Source organism: Nonomuraea cavernae, assembly GCF_014646355.1.
In the GTDB taxonomy this organism is placed as follows: domain Bacteria; phylum Actinomycetota; class Actinomycetes; order Streptosporangiales; family Streptosporangiaceae; genus Nonomuraea; species Nonomuraea cavernae.
In genome coordinates, this window is the sequence record NZ_BMNH01000003.1 from 130,518 (window position 1) to 148,966 (window position 18,449).

At 70.6% G+C, this 18,449-nt stretch carries 15 protein-coding genes; 10 read left to right on the top strand and 5 right to left on the bottom strand.

Going from position 1 to position 18,449, the window contains the following annotated elements; genetic code table 11:
- Nucleotides 1-120: 120 nt before the first annotated feature.
- Complete coding sequence (locus IEY82_RS07480; protein WP_189123273.1) at nucleotides 121-1,086, top strand: acyl-CoA dehydrogenase family protein; 966 nt, start codon at nucleotides 121-123, stop codon at nucleotides 1,084-1,086.
- Nucleotides 1,086-2,240 (top strand): acyl-CoA dehydrogenase family protein, encoded by a 1,155-nt coding sequence (locus IEY82_RS07485; protein ID WP_189123274.1) that lies wholly within the window; start codon nucleotides 1,086-1,088, stop codon nucleotides 2,238-2,240. Before IEY82_RS07480 ends, IEY82_RS07485 begins: the two co-directional genes overlap by 1 nt.
- 56 nt (nucleotides 2,241-2,296) lie before the next feature.
- Here IEY82_RS07485 and IEY82_RS07490 read toward each other — a convergent pair whose 3' ends face one another.
- Nucleotides 2,297-3,736, bottom strand: a complete 1,440-nt coding sequence (locus IEY82_RS07490) for a sigma-70 family RNA polymerase sigma factor (protein WP_189123275.1) — start codon at nucleotides 3,734-3,736, stop codon at nucleotides 2,297-2,299.
- 265 nt (nucleotides 3,737-4,001) lie between these two features.
- Between IEY82_RS07490 and IEY82_RS07495 the strand changes: the two genes are divergently transcribed.
- The 7 genes from IEY82_RS07495 to IEY82_RS07525 all read left to right on the top strand — a co-directional run bounded on the left by IEY82_RS07495 (nucleotide 4,002) and on the right by IEY82_RS07525 (nucleotide 8,660).
- Nucleotides 4,002-5,060, top strand: coding sequence for an ABC transporter ATP-binding protein (locus IEY82_RS07495; protein WP_189123276.1), 1,059 nt, complete (start codon nucleotides 4,002-4,004; stop codon nucleotides 5,058-5,060).
- Nucleotides 5,053-5,727, top strand: a complete 675-nt coding sequence (locus tag IEY82_RS07500) for an ABC transporter permease (protein ID WP_189123277.1) — start codon at nucleotides 5,053-5,055, stop codon at nucleotides 5,725-5,727. The genes IEY82_RS07495 and IEY82_RS07500 overlap by 8 nt, the downstream gene beginning before the upstream one ends.
- Nucleotides 5,724-6,410, top strand: a complete 687-nt coding sequence (locus IEY82_RS07505; RefSeq protein WP_189123278.1) for an ABC transporter permease — start codon at nucleotides 5,724-5,726, stop codon at nucleotides 6,408-6,410. The genes IEY82_RS07500 and IEY82_RS07505 overlap by 4 nt, the downstream gene beginning before the upstream one ends.
- Entirely contained in the window at nucleotides 6,410-7,336 is a 927-nt protein-coding gene (locus IEY82_RS07510) for an ABC transporter substrate-binding protein (RefSeq protein ID WP_189123279.1), read from the top strand. The genes IEY82_RS07505 and IEY82_RS07510 overlap by 1 nt, the downstream gene beginning before the upstream one ends.
- 40 nt (nucleotides 7,337-7,376) lie before the next feature.
- Nucleotides 7,377-7,859 carry a flavin reductase family protein gene (locus IEY82_RS07515; RefSeq protein WP_225262375.1) on the top strand — a complete coding sequence of 161 codons (483 nt, stop codon included), beginning with the start codon at nucleotides 7,377-7,379 and terminating at the stop codon, nucleotides 7,857-7,859.
- 79 nt (nucleotides 7,860-7,938) lie between these two features.
- Nucleotides 7,939-8,250, top strand: a complete 312-nt coding sequence (locus IEY82_RS07520; RefSeq protein WP_189123280.1) for a type II toxin-antitoxin system Phd/YefM family antitoxin — start codon at nucleotides 7,939-7,941, stop codon at nucleotides 8,248-8,250.
- Entirely contained in the window at nucleotides 8,247-8,660 is a 414-nt protein-coding gene (locus tag IEY82_RS07525; RefSeq protein WP_189123281.1) for a type II toxin-antitoxin system VapC family toxin, read from the top strand. The genes IEY82_RS07520 and IEY82_RS07525 overlap by 4 nt, the downstream gene beginning before the upstream one ends.
- 5 nt (nucleotides 8,661-8,665) lie before the next feature.
- Here IEY82_RS07525 and sppA read toward each other — a convergent pair whose 3' ends face one another.
- Complete coding sequence (gene sppA, locus IEY82_RS07530) at nucleotides 8,666-10,363, bottom strand: signal peptide peptidase SppA (protein ID WP_189123282.1); 1,698 nt, start codon at nucleotides 10,361-10,363, stop codon at nucleotides 8,666-8,668.
- An 84-nt stretch (nucleotides 10,364-10,447) separates the two neighbouring features.
- On the opposite strand from sppA, the gene IEY82_RS07535 reads away from it, so the two are divergent.
- The gene (locus IEY82_RS07535) at nucleotides 10,448-11,896 is read left to right on the top strand and encodes an AAA family ATPase (protein WP_189123283.1); all 1,449 of its coding nucleotides are present in this window, start codon (nucleotides 10,448-10,450) and stop codon (nucleotides 11,894-11,896) included.
- Nucleotides 11,897-11,956: 60 nt separating this feature from the next.
- Here IEY82_RS07535 and IEY82_RS07540 read toward each other — a convergent pair whose 3' ends face one another.
- The 3 genes from IEY82_RS07540 to glgB all read right to left on the bottom strand — a co-directional run bounded on the left by IEY82_RS07540 (nucleotide 11,957) and on the right by glgB (nucleotide 18,378).
- A complete protein-coding gene (locus IEY82_RS07540) occupies nucleotides 11,957-13,927 on the bottom strand; it encodes a S8 family peptidase (protein WP_189123284.1) in 1,971 nt (656 codons plus the stop codon).
- A gap of 304 nt (nucleotides 13,928-14,231) precedes the next feature.
- Entirely contained in the window at nucleotides 14,232-16,097 is a 1,866-nt protein-coding gene (locus IEY82_RS07545; RefSeq protein ID WP_189123285.1) for a S8 family peptidase, read from the bottom strand.
- A gap of 85 nt (nucleotides 16,098-16,182) precedes the next feature.
- Nucleotides 16,183-18,378, bottom strand: coding sequence for a 1,4-alpha-glucan branching protein GlgB (glgB, locus tag IEY82_RS07550; protein WP_189123587.1), 2,196 nt, complete (start codon nucleotides 18,376-18,378; stop codon nucleotides 16,183-16,185).
- Between the last annotated feature and the right edge of the window lie 71 nt (nucleotides 18,379-18,449).

The window sequence follows — 18,449 nt, forward strand, 5'->3', positions numbered from 1 at the left end:
AGTTTGCGTTTCGGTCGACTGGGCGCTCGCTGGAGGTCTCCATGACCGCGGAAACGTGGGCCACGCGCCGCCGGAGGCCGGGCACGAGCGACCCGGTCCGCTCCACGAGACGGAGGCCCGATGGATTTCAATCTGGACGAGACCCAGCAAGACCTGCGCAGGCTGGCCGCCGACCTGCTCGCCAAGGAGGCGACGGAGGAACGGCTGCGCGAGGCCGGGCTGCTGAGCGTGTGCGTGCCGGAGGAGGCGGGCGGCGCAGGGCTGGGCCCCGTCGAGATGGCGGTCGTGCTGCGCGAGGTCGGCGCGCGGGCCGCGGCCCTGCCCGCGCTGCCCGCGCTGGCCGGCTCGCTCGCCCTCAGCAGGTACGGCACCCGCCACCAGCAGACCCGCTCGGTCACCGTCGCCCACCGGGAGCCCGGCCGGGCGCTCGCCGACCTCCCGGTGACCACCGCCGACCGCACCCCGGAGGGCTGGGTGCTGACGGGGCGCAAGACCGGAGTGCCCTATCTGGAGTCGTGGGCCCTGGTGACCGCCGACGAGGGCGTGTTCCTGGTCGAGTCCCCGGAGTCGAGCCCCGAGTACACCTCCACCGGCGAGCCGGCCGCCACGATCGTGCTCGACCGGACCCCGGCCGAACGCGTGGCCGGTCCCGAGGCCGTCACGGAGATCCGGCAGATCTTCACCGTCGCCGTGGCGGCGCAGGCGAGCGGCGTGCTCGCCGGGGCGCTGGAGCTGACCACCGGCTACATCAGGACCAGGAAGCAGTTCGGCCGCGCGCTCGCCGAGTTCCAGGCCGTCACCATGCAGATCGCCGACGTCTACATCGCCGGACGGGCGCTCGACGTGGCCCTCTGGTCGGCCGCCTGGCGCCTCGGCCAGAGGCTGCCGGCCGAGGAGGACCTCGCCGTCGCCGCCTTCCACGTCGGCGAGGCGCTGCGGGCCCTCTACACCTGCCAGCACCTGCACGGCGGCCTCGGCCTCGACGTGACCTACCCCCTGCACCGCTACTTCGCCCAGGCCAAGCACCTGTCGCACCTGCTCGGCGGTCAGGACGCCCAGCTCGACCTGATCGGAGCGCTCGCCTGATGCTGATCGACCTCACCCCCGAACAGCGCAGACTCCGCGACGAGCTGCGCGAGTACTTCCAGAACTGCATCACCGCCGACGACCGCCGCAAGATCCACGCCGACCCGTTCGGCGAGGCGTACATGGAGCACTGCCGCCGCCTCGGCCGCGACGGGAAGCTCGGCCCCGGCTGGCCCAAGGAGTACGGCGGCAGCGGTTACGGGCCGGTCGAGCAGCAGATCTTCGCCAACGAGATCGCCCGCGCGAGCGTGCCGTACCCCCTCATCACCGTCGGCACCGTCGGTCCGACCCTCATGGAGTACGGGACCCAGGAGCAGAAGGACGCCTTCCTGCCGCGCATCCTGGCCGGCGAGTGCCACTTCGCGATCGGCTACAGCGAGCCCGAGGCGGGCACCGACCTGGCCGCGCTGCGCACCACGGCGGTGCTCGACGGCGACCACTACGTCGTCAACGGCCAGAAGATCTTCACCAGCGGAGCCCACCACGCCCAGTACATCTGGCTGGCCGCCCGCACCAATCCCACGGCCAAGAAGCACAAGGGCATCACCATGATGATCGCCTCGACGGACGACCCGGGCTACTCGTGGACGCCGATCATCACCATGGACGGCCGCCACCACACCAACTCCACCTACTACTCCGACGTCCGCGTCCCGGTCGGCATGGTCGTGGGTGAGGTGGACAAGGGCTGGGACCTGATCGTCAACCAGCTCAACCACGAGCGCGTCACGCTCGGCCCGGCCGGCAACCTGGGGCAGACCTACGACCGCTTCGCCGCCTGGGCGCGCCGCACGGGGCTGGTGGACGTGCCCGAGGTGCGGCGGGCGCTCGGCCGGGTGCGCGCCTACTTCCGTACGAACGAGCTGCTCAACTGGCAGGTCGCGGCGAACATGGACCTCGGCTGGCTGGGCGCTCCGGACGCCTCCGCCACCAAGGTCTACGCCTCGGAGCGGTACATGGAGATCGGCAGGATCGTCTGCGACGTACTGGCCCGCTACGGCGACCCGTCCGACCCGGAGACGGCCGAGCTGATGGAGCGGATCGACATCGGCGTCAAGGGCGCGATGGTGCTGACCTTCGGCGGCGGGGTCAACGAGGTGCAGCGGGAGCTGATCGCCATGCTGGGGCTGAACCTGCCGCGACCGCCCCGGTGACCCACGGGAGGTCGCGCGAGCCGGCGGCCGTCGGGCCGGCCGCCGGCCCGACGTGATCAGGGGCCGATGAGCGACGGCATCGAGAAGAACACGATCATCGCGATGGCCACGCAGAGCAGGAACCCGACGAGCTCCCACGCCCAGTCGTGGTGACCGCGCCTGCGCTTGCGGGCCTTCGGCTTCGGCTTGCCGGGCTTGCCGGGCTTACGGGCGCCAGGCTTGGGCACGGCCTTCCCGCGCTGGCCGGCGACCGGCCGCCGCGCCTGGGCGCCCGAGGGCCGTCGCGCCTGCGGGCCCGAGGGCCGCTGGGCGTCGTCGATCTTCCGGTCGCCGCGCTCGGCCGCGCGGTCGGTGGGTGGCCGGCTGGTGGAGCGGGTGGAGCTGGGCGAACCGTCGGAGCGCTTGGGGGCGCCGGTGTCGCGGGCGCCGGTCTGCCGGGCGCGCGGCGGGTCGGGCGGCCGGGTGAACTCCTCGGGCAGCGGCATCCGGTAGACCGGCTCGTCGGCCGGCCGCTTGGGCGCGAACAGGTCGCCGGGCGGGCCCTCGCCGGCCGGCGGCGGGGTGACGGGGCCGCGGTGGATGAGGACGTCGCCCGTCGCGTGTGGCTCGGCCGCCGGACGTACGTCGTCCCGCACGGGAGCCGACAGGAAGAACGGCCGCTCGCGTGGCCGGGAGAAGGCCCGGCCGAGCCCGGAGGTGTCGGTCGGCGCCATCGGGTCGCGCAGCCGCGGCATCGGCGCCGTGGTCGCGTCGTGCTCCGGGACCCGCGCCGGGGAGGGGGGCGCCAGCAGCTCGGCGGGGAAGATGGCGGTGCTCGTCGCCGGATCGGGCTCGCTCAGCGGCAGCGGCCAGCGGGGCGGCACGGGCCAGCGGGGCTTGACGAACATCGGCGCGGCGCCGGCCGTACGGGAGCCGGCGAAGTGGACGCGCAGGGAGGCGGGCGGCGAGGGCCACGGCAGGCGGCCGAGCACGTCGCGGAGCGGCGCGACCCTGAGCGCGCCGTAGACGTCGGCCACCGGCTTCGGCACCCGCGCCCCGGTGGCGGCCAGCGCCATGCCGAGCAGCTGCCGGTAGCGGTGGGCGGCGCTGATCGCCAGCTCCTCGGCGGTGTCGGGCGCCACGTCGAGCACCCAGGCCAGCTCGGTGCGGCCCAGCCGGCAGACCTCGCTCAACAGCAGCACTTCGCGCTGGTGCGGGCGCAGGTCGCGGAGGGTCCGCTCGACCAGCGCGGAGGCCGGGTCGGTGAGCGGGTCGACGACGGGAGGTGCGTAGACGACGTCACGCCGGTGGATCTCGCGGCGGGCGAACGCGTAGAGCGCCGCGCGTGGCGGCGCCGTCGCGGAGACGCCGCTGAGGACGGTCGCGAGGGCGTCGGCCGCGGAGCCGTGGTCGCCGAGCTGGTCAGCACAGTAGGCGAACAGCCCGGCGGCGTGACGGTCGTAAAGCTCTGTGACCAGGTCGGCGCGCGGGCGCTGATCGGTGAGCGGCTGTGTCACGGGGCCGGTTCCTCTTGCTTCAAATGCGGGATTGCCGGGGGGTGGAGAGGCGGCGTCAAGATTGGGTAAGGCAATCATGCCAACTAAGCCAGGGTGGCGCACCTATCGGGTCCGGTTTCGCTCCGAATTGACCCTGGTGCGTGAAGCGTTTAAGCAAGGGGCGATGCGACAGGTCGGCTCATTTCCCCATAAGGTTGTCGGGTAATAGATCATGGGCGGTCGTGGCAGGGGGGTCGCGGCCCTGCCACTATGCGAGAGGTCGCGCGTGATCACATTCGACGCTGTCACCAAACGCTACCCAGACGGCACCGTCGCCGTCGACGCGCTCAGTCTTGAGGCGCCGACAGGCGAGATCACGGTGTTCGTCGGCCCCTCGGGTTGCGGCAAGACGACGTCCCTGCGGATGATCAACCGGATGATCGACGCCACGGAGGGCCGGATCCTCCTCGACGGCGTGCCCGTGCAGGGCATCGATCCGCCGACGCTGCGCCGCGGCATCGGCTACGTCATCCAGCAGGCCGGCCTGTTCCCGCACCGCAAGATCGTCGACAACATCGCGACGGTCCCCTACCTGCTCGGCTGGGATCGGAAGAAGGCCCGCTCCAGGGCCATGGAGCTGCTCGAACGCGTCGGGCTCGACCCGGCGATGGGCGAGCGCTACCCGTTCCAGCTGTCCGGCGGGCAGCAACAGCGCGTGGGCGTGGCCAGGGCGCTGGCCGCCGACCCGCCGGTGTTGCTGATGGACGAGCCGTTCAGCGCGGTCGACCCGATCGTCCGCACCAGCCTGCAGGACGAGCTGATCCGGCTGCAGGCCGAGCTGAACAAGACCATCGTCTTCGTCACCCACGACATCGACGAGGCCATCAAGCTGGGCGACCGCGTGGCCGTGCTGCGCGTGGGCGGCAGGCTGGCGCAGCTGGCCGACCCCAAGACGCTGCTGTCGGAGCCCGCCGACGACTTCGTCCGCGAGTTCCTCGGCCGCGACCGGGGGATCCGGCGGCTGCGGTTCGTCTCGACCGAGGGCATGCGGCTGCGCACCGACCTGACCGTCACCGAAGGGTCCGACGACCCCGCGGACGAGCCGTGGCGGCTCGTCGTCACCGCCGACGACCGGCCGCTCGGCTGGGTCTCCCGCGATCGGCCCGGCACCCTGGAGCCGTACGGCACCTTCAGGCCGGGCCACGACTCCATGCGCTCGGCTCTCGACGCGGCGCTGCTGTCGCCGTCGGGCTGCGCGGTGGCCGTCGACGGCGAGGGCAGGGTCGTCGGCGTGGCCACCCGGGAGGCGCTCGACGAGGCTCTCACGGAGGCGGCCGATGGGTGACGGGCCGCCCACACTCTGGGAGTGGATCGCGCGCAACTGGGACACCGGGCGGGTCGGCAGCATCAGGGACCTGCTCGGCGACCATCTCGTCATGTCGCTGGTGCCGATCGTGGCCGGGCTGCTGCTGGCCCTGCCGCTCGGGCTGGCCAGCGTGCGCTGGCGCTGGCTCTACCAGCCGACGGCCGGCGTGTTCAACGTCATCTACGCGTTGCCGTCGCTGCCGGTCTTCATGCTGCTGATCTCGGTCACCGGCCTGTCCCAGCTGACCGTGATCATCCCGTTGACCTTCTACGCCATGGCCGTGCTCATCCCCGCCGTGGTCGACGGGCTCGGCGCGGTGCCGGAGCACGTGCGCCAGTCGGCGGTGGCCATGGGCTTCACGCCGCTGCGCCGCCTGGTCCAGGTGGAGCTGCCGATCGCCACGCCCGTCGTGCTCGCCGGGCTCCGGGTGGTCGCCGTCTCCAGCATCAGCCTGGTCAGTGTCGGAGCGCTGATCGGCCAGGGCGGCCTCGGCATGCTGTTCACCCGGGCCTACCAGAACCCGTTCCTGCCCCCGGTGATCGTCGGCATCGCGCTGATCGTGCTGCTGGCGCTGGTCGCCGACGGCCTCCTGGTCCTCGCGCAGCGGCTGCTCACCCCGTGGGTACGGGCGAGGAGGGCCACGTGAGCTGGCTCACCGACTTCTTCGGCGACCCGGCCAACTGGTCGGGCCCCGACGGCATCCCGGCGCGGCTGCTGGAACACCTGGAGTTCTCCGCCCTGGCACTGGTGCTCGCGATGCTGGTCGCGGTGCCGCTCGGGCTGTTGATCGGCCACACCGGCAAGGGCGGGCTGCTCGTGGTCGTCACGGCCAACCTGGCCAGGGCGCTGCCCACGCTGGGCCTGCTGGTGCTGTTCGTGCTGCTGCTCGGCACCGCCTCCATCCTGCCGGTGATCATCCCGCTGGTGCTGCTGGCGGTGCCGCCGATCCTGGTCAACACGTTCGAGGGGATCCGGGGCGTCGACCCGGAGCTGCGTGACGCCGCCTACGGCATGGGGCTCACCGGCGGGCAGGTGCTCGGCCGGGTGCTGGTGCCGGTGGCGCTGCCGCTGATCCTGCTCGGCCTGCGCCTCTCGGCGATCCAGGTGGTGGCGACCACGACGGTCGCCGCCTACACCGGGCTCGGCGGGCTCGGCCGGTTCGTGATCGACGGTTTCGCGACCAAGGATTACGCCGGCGTGGTCGGTGGTTCCGTACTGATCGTGTTGTTCGCGCTCGTGGTGCAGATCGTGTTCATGCTCGTACAGCGGGCAACGGTCTCGCCTGGGGTGAGCCAACGCCTGATAACCCCCAAGAAGGGAAGATTGTGATGAGACGCACTTTCGGCGCCGCGGCGCTGCTCCTGTCCGCGGCGCTCACGTTGACCGCCTGCGGGAGTGGCGGCAGCGGCGGCAACCCGCTCGACACCACGAGCGCGGCCCCCAGCGGCTCGGCCCCCGCCGGCGGCGGCGGCAAGGCCGTCATCGGCTCGTTCGACTTCGACGAGAGCGTGCTGCTGGGCTCGATCTACGCCCAGGCGCTGGAGGCCAAGGGCGTCGAGGTCGAGGAGAAGCCCCGCATCGGCAGTCGTGAGGTGGTCTACGACCAGGTCAAGAGCGGCGGGCTGACCATCGTCCCCGAATACAACGGCAACCTGCTCGCCTTCATCGACCTGCAGAACACCGCGGCGACCACCGACGAGGTCAACACCGCGCTGAAGGAGAAGCTCCCGGCCGAGCTCCAGGCCCTCGACTCCTCGCCCGCCGAGGACAAGGACACCCTGTCGATCACCAAGGACACCCAGGCCAAGCAGTCGCTCACCACGATGGAGGACCTGGCCAAGGTGTCGAAGGACATGATCGTCGGCGGTCCGCCCGAGTTCAAGAAGCGCTGGGAGGCCCGCTTCAAGGACGTGTACGGGCTGGAGTTCAAGCAGTGGAAGGCGACCGGCCCGACCACGGCCGACGCCATCAAGGACGGCTCGATCCAGGTCGGCAACGTCTTCTCCACCGACCCCAAGATGACGGCCAACGACCTCGTCCCGCTGCAGGACCCGAAGAACATCTTCCCGGCCCAGAACGTCACCCCGCTGGTCAACAAGGCCGCGGCCAACGAGACGATCACGACCACGCTCAACACGGTCTCGGCCAAGCTCACGACCGAGTCGCTGCTTGAGATGATGCAGAAGATCAGCGTCAACAAGGACGAACCCGCCACGGTGGCCAAGGAATGGCTGAGCACGAACGGCCTCGGCTGACCCGCCCGGCCAGGGTCCCCTTCCGCGGGGGGCCCTGGCCGTGAGCGAGTTCACCGAGGCGATGGCCCAGCTCGCGGCGGGCGTGGCCGTGATCACCGTGCGCGACGACCGCGACGACCTGGGGGCGACGGTGTCGGCGCTGATGTCGGTCTCGCTGGAGCCCCCGCTCGTCCTGGTGAGCCTGGGCACCCACGGCTACCTCGCCGAGGTGCTGCTGCGCCAGGACCGCTGGGCGGCGTCCCTGCTGTCGGCCGGGCAGGCCGCGATCGCCAGCCGCTTCGCCGCCTCCGGCCGTCCCAGCGCCCGCCACCTCGTGGCCGGCGTGCCCCACCATCGTGGCCCGCACTCCGACGCGCTGGTGGTCGAGGGCGGCGTCGCCGCCCTGGAGGCCGAGACCACCCAGGTGGTGCCCGCGGGTGACCACGCGCTGTTCATCGCCCGCCTGCTCGCGGTCGACTACGTCACACCCGCCCTCCAGCCCCTGGTACGGCTGCGCGCCCGCTACCGCCCCATGGGCCCCTGAACATTCAGGAGCAAGGCCACCTTCTCCACAAAGTGCCACACCGTGGCACGGTGTGGACTGGGCGGAGTAGCCTGGCGATATGAGCGAAGCCTGGCGCGAGCCTCCTGAGATCAACCAGCGTGACCTGAAGAACCGCGCTGGTGAGATCATGGACGCCATCGAACGCGGAGAGACGTTCACGCTGACGCGTCACGGACGCAAGATCGCTACGGTCACCCCGATCAGCCGCCGCCGCACGTTCGTCCCGCGCGAACGTGTGGCAGCGGTATTCGCCGGAGCGCCGGTTCTGGACGACAAGAAATTTCGCGAAGACGTACGGTCTGCCTTCGATCAGGAAGATTACGATCCTTACGAGCGAGCCCGGCGTAGGCCGCAGGAGGACGGCGAGTGACGACCAGAGGACTTCTCGACACGAACATCCTGATCCTTTTTGAGGATCTCGAATTGACCGAGCTACCGGTGCAGCAAGCCATCAGCACCATCACTCTGGCTGAGCTCGCCGTAGGGCCGATCGTCTCCCATGACGCGGTCGAGCAAGTCAATCGCCAGGACGTCCTCAGCCGAGCCGAATCGGAATTCGAACCCATCCCCTTCGACGTCGCGGCTGCCCGCGCCTTCGGCCGGGTCTACGTGGCTGTACAGGCCGTGGGCCGCAATCCGCGCCGAAGCATGGCGGACCTGTTGATCGCTTCCGTGGCCATCGCCAACCAGTTGCCGCTCTATACCGTCAACCCCAGCGACTTCAAGGGGCTGGAGAGCCTGCTGACCGCGGAGAAGGTGACGCATCCCGACTGCCGCTGAGCGGTTCAGCGGATCGCGTACCAACCCGGGAGGGCGAGGGGGCCGGCGGCTGGGAGGCCGAGCTCGGCCGACAGGCGGGCCAGCGGACCCCAGGCGTCGACCCGGACCCGAGCCAGCGCCGCCGCCTTGTCCTCGCTCGACTCGGGGCCGCGCAGGCGCTCCAGCGGGTTGAGCCGGGGGTAGAGGCGCACGGGCGCGTCGTCGGCCAGGCGGGCGCGTTCGCGGGCCAGCCGCAGCGCGTCCTCCAGACCGCCCAGCTCGTCGACCAGCCCCCGCTCCTGGGCGTCGGCGCCGGTCCAGACCCGGCCCCGGGCCAGCTCGTGGGTCCGCTCCCGGCTGAGGTCGCGGCACTCGGCGACCTTGCCCACGAAGTCGTCGTAGATCCGGTCGAGCCAGGCGTTGACCCGCTCCCACTGCTCCGGCGAGAAGCCGCGCGAGGTGGAGAACATCCCGGCGTTGGCCCCCTCGGCGACCAGCTCGGAGTTGACGCCGATCTTCTCCAGCAGCTCGGTCAGCACCGGCTTGCCGCCGAACACGCCGATCGAGCCGGTCAGGGTGCCGGGCTGGGCGATGATCACGTCGGCGGCCATCGAGACGAAGTAGCCGCCGGAGGCCGCCAGGTCGCCCATCGACACGATCACGGGCTTGACCCTGCGGGTCAGCACCACCTCGCGCCAGACGGTGTCGGAGGCGACGTAGGAGCCGCCGGGGCTGTCGACCCGGAACACCACGGCCTTGACGTGCTCGTCGCGCCGGGCGGCCCGCAGGGCGGCGCTGACCGTGTCGGAGCCCATCGCGCCGCCGCCGCCGAGCGGGCTGCGCCCGGAGCGCCCGGAGCGGATCTGGCCGTTGCCGTGGACCAGCGCGATGCCGGCGGCCGTCGGATGCGGCAGCTTGCGGACGGCGGCGTTCCTGGCGTAGCGGGAGACGAACTGCAGGTGGGCGTCGGCTCCGGCGGCCTGCTTGACCTCGTCGTAGACCTCGTCCCGGTAGGCCAGCCGGTCGACCAGCCCGGCCTCCAGGGCCTCGGTTCCGATGAACGGCCCGCGGTCGACGAGCTCGCGCACCTTGGCCGGGTCGAGCCGGCGCCCCTCGGCGATGCCCGCGACGAGCTGGTCCAGGACCGACTCGACGATGCGGCCCATCGACTCGCGGTGGGGCTCGGTCATGTGGTCCTGGGTGAAGGTGTTGGCCCCGGTCTTGTACTCGTGGCGCTGCCCCATCTCGTAGTCGACGCCCAGCTTGGCCAGGGCGCCCTTGACGAAGCGCTGCTCCATGGCCACCCCGGTCAGCCCCACGTCCCCGCTCGGCTGGAGGTAGACCCGTTCGAAGGCGCTGGCCAGGTAGTAGGGGACGGTGCCGCCGCCGAACTCGCCGAACGTCTCGCCGAAGGCGACCGTGAGCTTGCCCGAGGACCGGAACCGGGTCACGGCCTCGCGCAGCTCCTGCACCATGGCCAGGCCCAGCGGGTTACCGCCGATCTTCACGATCAGCGCCTTGACCCGCGAGTCGTCGCGGGCCCGCTTCAGCCCCGACAGCACGTCGGCCAGGCGGGGCTTGCGCATGGACAGCAGGGCGGCGACCGGATCGGCCGGCGGCCCCTCCGTGAGCCCCTCGGTGAGGTCCAGCTCGAGCACCAGCGGGGCGGTGCGCCGCTGGCGAAGCCTGTCAACAGTGTCGAAGATCGCTCTGCCTGCGTCCATGAAGCCACCCTAAGCGACACATCTCGGACCTATGCTTAGAACTATACATCTTAGGTGTATGCCACTAAGGGATATAGTTCTACTGTGAAGTCTCTTGTGAAGCCCGAGCACGTCTTCGAGCGTGATCGCGAGTGGGAGGGTTTGGCTGGATTCGCCACATCGGCCAATCCCGACGTACGGCTGGGCATCGTCAGTGGCAGGCGTCGCCAAGGCAAGACCTTTCTCCTCGACGCGCTGGCGAGCGAGGTCAGCGGATTCTTCTTCGCCGCCACTGAGGCGACCGAGGCAGAGGCGCTGGCCCGCTTCGGCCAGGCGCTGGCCGCCCAGACAGGGGGCGGTCGTTACGCGTTCGACAGCTGGGACGAAGCGCTGGAGCGGATGTACACCGCCATACCGCGAGGGCTCATCGTGATCGACGAGTTCCCTTACCTGAGCAAGGCGTCACCTTCGCTGCCCTCGCTGCTCCAGCACGCTCTCGACCCCAGAGGCCACGCGCGACGCGGCGAAGCGCGCCTGCTCCTGTGTGGTTCGGCCATGGCGGTCATGGGGCGGCTCCTGTCCGGCAGCGCGCCGTTGCGCGGGCGGGCCAGTCTCGAGTTGGTGATCAAGCCGTTCGACTACCGGACCGCGGCCAGGTTCTGGAACATCGACGACCCCCGTCTCGCTGTTCTCGTCCACTCCGTCGTTGGCGGCACCCCCGCCTACCGCCGGGAGTTCGTGGCCGGGGACGCGCCTGATTCGCTGGACGACTTCGGCTCCTGGGTGCGGCGGACGGTGCTGAATCCGCAGACCCCCCTCTTCCGTGAGGCCCGATACCTGCTGGCGGAGGAGGCCGACATCCGTGACACCGCCCTTTACCACGCCGTGCTCGGCGCCATCGCCTCTGGCAGCGCCACCCGAGGCGGCATCGCCGGATGCATCGGCCGCAAGTCCACGGACATCGGACATCCGCTATCGGTCCTGGAGGACTCCCAGCTGATCGCCCGGGAGGCCGACGCCTTCAGGAAGGGGAAGACTCTCTACCGCATCCGCGAGCCGCTGATCGTCTTCTACGAGGCGGTCATGCGACGCGAGTGGACCCGGCTCGATCGTGGCGACAGAGACGCGGCCTGGCGCAACTCCCAGAGCACTTTTCTGTCGCAGGTGGCGGGCCCGCACTTCGAAGGCATCTGCCGCGAATGGGCCATGTCCGTGGGGGCCGAGGTCTTCGGTGAGCTTCCCGGCGAGGTCGCCGCGGGCACGGTCGCCGACCCGGGCAACCGGACGCAGATCCAGGTGGACGTGGCCGTCCTCGCGCCAGACGAGCCCGGCCGGCCGCGGCGGATTCTGTCATTGGGCGAGGTCAAGTGGGACACGATCATGACGGCCGGCCACGTGGCGCGGCTGCGGCGCGCCCGAGACCTGCTGGCGGTGAAGGGATACGACACCCGTGACACGGTGCTGACCTGCTACAGCGGTGCGGGATTCCAGCCGGACATCGCCGACGGGCGACAGGGCGTTCACCTGGTCGGCCTCACGGACCTTTACGGCTGAGTGGGGCTGGACGCACGAAGGGCCGGCCCCTTCCGGGACCGGCCCCTGCATGTGATCGGGTTACTTGTTCACGTGCTTGTAGAGGTAGACGGCCGTCTTCTTGAGCTGCGCGGCCGTGCCTCCCTTGACGCGGTACTTCTCGGCGACGCCGATCGCCTTCTTCAGCGTGGTGTTGCCGTGCACCTTCGCCGAGGCGTTGTAGACGCCGTGGGAGTAGTTGAGCCAGGCGGCCAGCAACTCACGGTCGAGCAGGGCCTTGGCGCTCTTGCTCTTGGGGTTGAGCACCTTGTACGCCTTGCCCAGCGTCGCGGCGTTGCTGACCTCGGGGAAGACCGAGCTGCCGTTCTGCGTGATCGACAGGTAGCACAGCAGGGTCCGGTCGGGCAGGCTGCCCTGGGTCTTCAGCATCTCCCGCGCCCACGCCTTCGAGCTCAGCGGCTTGGTGCCACGGCCGCGCGTGCACGTGTCGGGCACGGGCTCCGGGTCGGGATCCATGCTGATGATCCGGGGGTCGGGGTCGCTGGTCGGCGCCGGCGTGTGCGTGGGGGGCACCGTCGGGGTCGGCTTCACGGTCGGCTTCACGGTGGGCCTGACCGTCGGCTTGTTCGTCGGAGTGGCCGTCGGCGTGGTGGTGGGCTTGCCGGTCGGGGTCACCGTGGGCGTCGGGGTCGGCGTGGGGGTGGGCGTCGGGGTCGCCTTCGGCGGGGTCGCCTTGGCCAGGTCGATCCGCTTGGTGGTCACCTGGCCGTACGTGATGGGCTTGCCGGTCGCCTGCAGCTTGGCCAGGATCTGGCGGATGCTCAGGTTCGGGTGCGCCTGCTTCATCACCGCGAACGCGCCGGCCACGTGCGGGGCGGCCATCGAGGTGCCGCCGATGACGCCGTAGGCGTTGTTCGGCACCGAGGAGTTGATCTCCACGCCGGGCGCGAACAGGTCGAGCAGCTTGCCCCGGTTGGTGAAGGTCGCGAGCGCGTCGTGGTCGTCGGTGGCCCCGACGGTGATGGCGCTGGAGACGCAGGCGGGGGAGGAGACGCCGTTGGCGAACCCGTTGTTGCCCGCGGCGACGACCGGCGCGACACCGCGCGCGAGGAGGACGTCGAACTGCGCCTTCCGGGCGGTCATGGAGCCGGTGTCACAGTGGTTGGAGTACGGGCCGCCGCCGCCCAGGCTCATGTTGGCCGCGACGACGTTGCGCGCCTTGGCGACCAGCGCGACGTAGGCGAGGGCGAACATCTGGTCGGAGGTGTAGCTCAGCAGGCAGGGGCTCTTGCCGGCGCCGCACAGGTCGTCGCTGTCGAACCGGCTGAAGACCTGGATCGGCAGGACGCCCGCCTCGGGGGCGACACCGTTGGACGGGGCGCCCGTCGTCTTCTTGCCCGTGGCGATGCCCGCCACGTGGGTGCCGTGATAGCAAATGTTGGCGCCCTGGACGACGCACTTGGCGGTCTCGGCGTTGGCCGCGCCGGCGCCCTGCTGGGTGGCCTGCCCGTTCGGGCAGAGCGAGGTGGCCTTGTCGCCCGCGAAGTTGGTCGAGAAGCAGGCCTCGTCCACGATCCGGCCGGCGAAGAACGGGTGGTCCCGGTCGATACCGGTGTCGAGCACCGCGACCGTGTGGCCCTTGCCGGTCCAGCCCGCCTCGTTGGCCTTGTCGGAGCCGATCAGCTTCGTGCTGACGTCAAGGGACGGGGCGCTCAGCTCGTCCTTGTAGATCGCCTGGATGCGGTCGTCCTTCTTGAGCTCGTCCAGGGCCTTCTTGTCGAGCTCGGCGACGAAGAAGTCGGCCGCCTTCTTCTCCTCGATGACGTCGGCCTTGGCGGACGCCTTGTCAGTGGTCGAGGCGACGGCGTTGACACTGGACCCAGGCTTCAGCTCGATGATCGAACGGACCGTTCCCTCCTTCTTGACCTCGGCCGTTAGCTGGGAGCTGACGGCAGGGTCGTCAGCGGTGGCCGCTTGGGCCGGGGCCGCGACGAGCGCGGCCGAGGCCGTGGCCAGGGCTAAGGCGCTGACCAGCAGAGACCGTAGTCTCACTCTTCCTCCGGGGGGTCGACCGTCCGTCTCTCGGACGGACTGGAGGGGGACACCCGAACGGCGGGACGCGTCGAGACCGAGCTGCGGAATCGTGATGACGAAACCCCCGTGACGCTCGCTCGTCTCGGCCACTGGCCGGAAAAATCCCCACTTGATGGTGCGTACGGGGCCAGAGTGTAGTGAGGGACCTTATCTCCGCCCTACCAAAGACGCATGTCCGTTATCCGGATATGCAGGATTCCTCTTTGGACGGTTCCAAGGAGCCACCGCGAGGGCGGCTCGGTGGCCCGTCCGCAACGGTGCCTCAGGCGGACCTGCGCAGGCTCTTGGCCGCCTTCGTCAGCTTGGCGCTGGTCGCCTTGGTCGACAGGCGCACGGTCTCCGCGCTCTTCAGGGCCCTGGTGTTGTTCGTGCCGTGCGCCCAGTTCAGCCAGCCCACCAGCAGCGCGCCGTCCAGCCGCTGCCTGGCGGTCTTGTCGGCCTTGACCACCTTGTACGCCGTGCCCAGCGTCGAGGCCCTGGTCAGCTCGGGGAAGACCTTGCTGGCCTTCTGCACCAGCTTGAGGTAGCAGGTCAGCGTGGCGTCGGGAATGCCGCCGCTGCCGCGGTGGATCTCGACGGCCCACTGCTTGGCCGTCAGCCGCTTGCCGGTCGTGCTCCTGGTGCAGACGGCGGCCGGAGGTGAGGCGGTGACGGTCACCGTCACGGTGACGGTCGGCAGTGGGATGGGCGTGGCCTGGCCGTCGCCGGGGTCGGTCGCGGTCGGCTCGGGTTCGGGGGCCGGCTCCGGTGACGGGCTGTCGGCGGAGGGCTCGGGCTGCGGCTGGGGGTCGGGTCGCGGGGCGGCCGTCTGGCTGACGGTCGGCGCCGGTGTCGCGCCGGTCAGGGCCGCCAGCACGTCGAGGCGGGGCGTGACCACGTCCACGCCGTTCGCCTGGTAGGCGTACGGCCTGCCGGTCGTCTTGAGCCGTTCGATCAGGTCGGACATGGGCGTCTGCGGCGACTGGGCCTTCAGCAGCGCGAGGGCGCCCGCCACGTGCGGGGTCGCCATCGAGGTGCCGCTGTGGACCGCCATCTGGTCGCCGGGCACCGACGACTCGATGTCCACGCCCGGCGCGAACAGGTCGAGTAACGCGCCCCGGTTGGAGAAGTCGGCGATCTCGTCGCCGTCGTCGTTGGCGCCGACGGCCACGGCCGAGGAGATGCACGCGGGGAAGGAGGCGCCCTCGAAGTACTCGTTGCCGGCGGCCACCACGGTCGCGATGCCCTTGGCCAGCAGAGAGTCGATGGCCGGCTTGAACGCCTGGGCCTCCTCGCCGTCGTCGCAGGACGCCTCGGCGGGCATGCCGCCGAGGCTCAGGTTCACCGCGGCGATGGGCTGCGACAGGCCGGCCACGTGCTCCATGGCCAGCCGGAGCGACGACTCGTAGGCCAGCAGGCAGGACGGCTCGCCGCAGATGCTCTCGTCGTCGACCCGGCTGAACACCTGGACGGCGACGATGCCCGCGCCCGGCGCCACCCCGCCGGTGCCCGCCGCGATGCCCGCCACGTGGGTGCCGTGCTCGCACAGGTTGACCGCCCCCGCCAGGCAGTTGGCGGTGGCCGCGTCGGCCGCGCCGGCCCCGATCTGCGACGTCTGGCCGTTGGGGCAGAGCGACGTCACGCCCGTCTCGACGGCCGAGAAGCACGCCTCGGCCACGATCCGGCCGGAGAAGAACGGGTGGTCGCGGTCGATCCCGGTGTCGAGGACGGCGACCGCCTGGCCGGCGCCGGTGAACCCCTGGGCGTGCGCCTGGTCGGCGCCGATCAGCTTGAGGCTGGAGGCCAGCGTCGGGGGATAGGCGCGGTCGCGGTGGATCGAGGTGACCCGGGGATCCTCGGCCAGCGCGGCCAGCTCCTCGGCGGTGCCCTCGACGACCATGAACGGCTGCGTCTCCGGCCGGAGCACGACGTCCACGTTCGCCTCGGCGGCCTGGGCGGCGACCGGCGCGCGCTCGGCCGGGCCGGTCAGCTCGACGATGGCCCGGACGCTGCCCTCGCCGACCGCCAGGCTCTCCTCCAGCTTCTCGTGGTACGGGGTCGGCGCCGGTGTCGGATCATCGGCGAACGCTGGGGCGGCCGGGACCAGAGCCAGCAGGATCGAACAGACGATCAGAGAGCGAAATCGCACGCGTCCTCCGAGAAGGGGGTGATCTCGGAGTTTAAGGCGATTTATTGGTCAAGCCCAGAGTTGAGACGCCTTTCCCAGCGAACTCTTATGACTCTCCCAGCTCATCCTCGCGGCGATCCTGGTGCTGTTCCCGGTGCTGATCCTGGTAGAGCCACACCGCCCCGAGCGGCGGCACCCGCAGCGTCGTGGAGTAGGGCAGACCATGACATCCCTGCTCGACCGCCTCGACCCCGCCCAGATTGCCGACGCCGCTGCCCCAGTAGTCGTAGGCGTCGGTGTTGACGACCTCACGCCAGTGCCCGCCGTACGGCAGGCCGAGCCGGTAGTCCTCGTGCGGCGCGCCGCTGAAGTTGGCCACGCACGCCAGCGCGGACCCGTCGGCCGCGTAGCGGACGAAGGAGAACGTGTTGCCCGAGGCGTCGTCGGCGTCGATCCACCGGAAGCCCTCGGGGACGGTGTCCTGCTCCCAGAGCGCCGGCGTCTCGCGGTAGAACCGGTTGAGGTCGCGGACGAGCCGCTGGACCCCCTGGTGGCCGTCGAACTCCAGCACCCACCAGTCGAGCCCGCGCTCCTCCGACCATTCGGAGCCCTGGCCGAACTCCCCGCCCATGAACAGCACCTGCTTGCCCGGATGCGCCCACATGAACGCGAACAGCGCCCTGAGCTGGGCGAAGCGCTGCCACTCGTCGCCCGGCATCTTGCCCAGCAGCGAGCCCTTGCCGTGCACCACCTCGTCATGTGAGAGCGGCAGCACGTAGTTCTCGGAGTAGGCGTAGATGAGCGAGAACGTCATCTGGTGGTGGTGGTACTGGCGGAACACCGGCTCGTGCCGCAGGTAGGCGAGGGTGTCGTGCATCCAGCCCATGTTCCACTTGAAGCCGAAGCCGAGCCCGCCGAGGTGCACCGGCCGCGAAACCCCCGGCCAGGCCGTCGACTCCTCGGCCACGGTCGAGATGCCCGGCGCCTCCCGGTAGACGACGGAGTTCATCTCCTTGAGGAACTCGACCGCGTCCAGGTTCTCCCGGCCGCCGTAGACGTTGGGGGTCCACTCGCCCTCGCGCCGCGAGTAGTCGAGGTAGAGCATCGAGGCCACCGCGTCGACCCGCAGGCCGTCGATGTGGAACTCCTTCAGCCAGTAGAGGGCGTTGGCCACCAGGAAGTTGCGCACCTCCCTGCGGCCGAAGTCGAAGACGTACGTGCCCCAGTCGGGGTGCTCGCCCCGAGCCGGGTCGGCGTGCTCGTACAGCGGGGTGCCGTCGAACCGGGCCAGCGCCCAGTCGTCCATCGGGAAGTGCGCGGGCACCCAGTCGAGCAGCACGCCGATGCCGGCCTCGTGCAGCCGGTCGACCAGGTGGCGGAACTCGTCGGGCGTGCCGAACCTGGCGGTGGGCGCGTAGTAGGAGGTGACCTGGTAGCCCCACGACCCGCCGAACGGATGCTCGGCCACCGGAAGCAGCTCGACGTGCGTGAACCCGAGGTCACGGACGTACTCGACGAGCTGGTCGGCCAGCTCCGGATAGGACAGTCCGGGGCGCCACGACCCGAGATGCACCTCGTAGACGCTCATCGGGGCCCGCTGCGGGGTCTGCTCCCGGCGTTCGGCCAGCCAGCTCTCGTCGTTCCAGGTGTAGGACGACTGCTCGATCACCGAGGCGGTCTGCGGCGGCACCTCGGTGCGCCGGGCCATCGGGTCGGCCTTGTCGCGCCACACGCCGTCGGCGCCGAGGATCTGGAACTTGTAGCGCTCTCCGGCACCCAGGTCGGGGATGAACAGCTCCCAGACGCCGGAACGCCCGAGCGAGCGCATCGGGTAGGCGGTGCCGTCCCAGTGGTTGAAGTCGCCGACGACCCTGATGCCCCGCGCGTTGGGCGCCCAGACGGCGAAGGCCGTGCCCTGGACGTCCTGGTGTCGCATCACCCGCGCGCCGAGCACCTCCCACAGCCGCTCGTGCCGCCCCTCGCCGATCAGGTGCAGGTCGACCTCGCCCAGGGTGGGCCAGTGCCGGTAGGGGTCGCGGACCTGGACCGGCTCGCCCCCGGTGTACTGGACGCTCAGCGTGTAGCCGGGCGCCTTGTCGAGCCCGGGAACGGTCACCTCGAACACGCCGTGAGCCTGGTGTTTCAGGTCATGGGAGGTGCCGTCGTCGAGCACCACCCGGACACGCTCGGCCATCGGGCGCAACGTACGGAACGTCACGCCGCCCGCGACGGGATGAGCGCCCAGGATCGAGTGCGGATCGTGGTGCGCCCCGCCCGCGAGGCGGTCGAGCTCTGTTCTCATCGGCATGCTCCAACCCTGCCCTACGTTGAACGTCCAACCCAGCCACTGCCCGCTTTCACCGTCGCAATCAC

Coding starts and splice junctions, on each gene's coding strand:
- IEY82_RS07500 (WP_189123277.1), top strand. CDS start 5,053: ATGGGTGACGGGCCGCCCACACTCTGGGAGTGGATCGCGCGCAACTGG.
- IEY82_RS07510 (WP_189123279.1), top strand. CDS start 6,410: ATGAGACGCACTTTCGGCGCCGCGGCGCTGCTCCTGTCCGCGGCGCTC.
- IEY82_RS07485 (WP_189123274.1), top strand. CDS start 1,086: ATGCTGATCGACCTCACCCCCGAACAGCGCAGACTCCGCGACGAGCTG.
- glgB (WP_189123587.1), bottom strand. CDS start 18,378: ATGAGAACAGAGCTCGACCGCCTCGCGGGCGGGGCGCACCACGATCCG.
- IEY82_RS07480 (WP_189123273.1), top strand. CDS start 121: ATGGATTTCAATCTGGACGAGACCCAGCAAGACCTGCGCAGGCTGGCC.
- sppA (WP_189123282.1), bottom strand. CDS start 10,363: ATGGACGCAGGCAGAGCGATCTTCGACACTGTTGACAGGCTTCGCCAG.
- IEY82_RS07520 (WP_189123280.1), top strand. CDS start 7,939: ATGAGCGAAGCCTGGCGCGAGCCTCCTGAGATCAACCAGCGTGACCTG.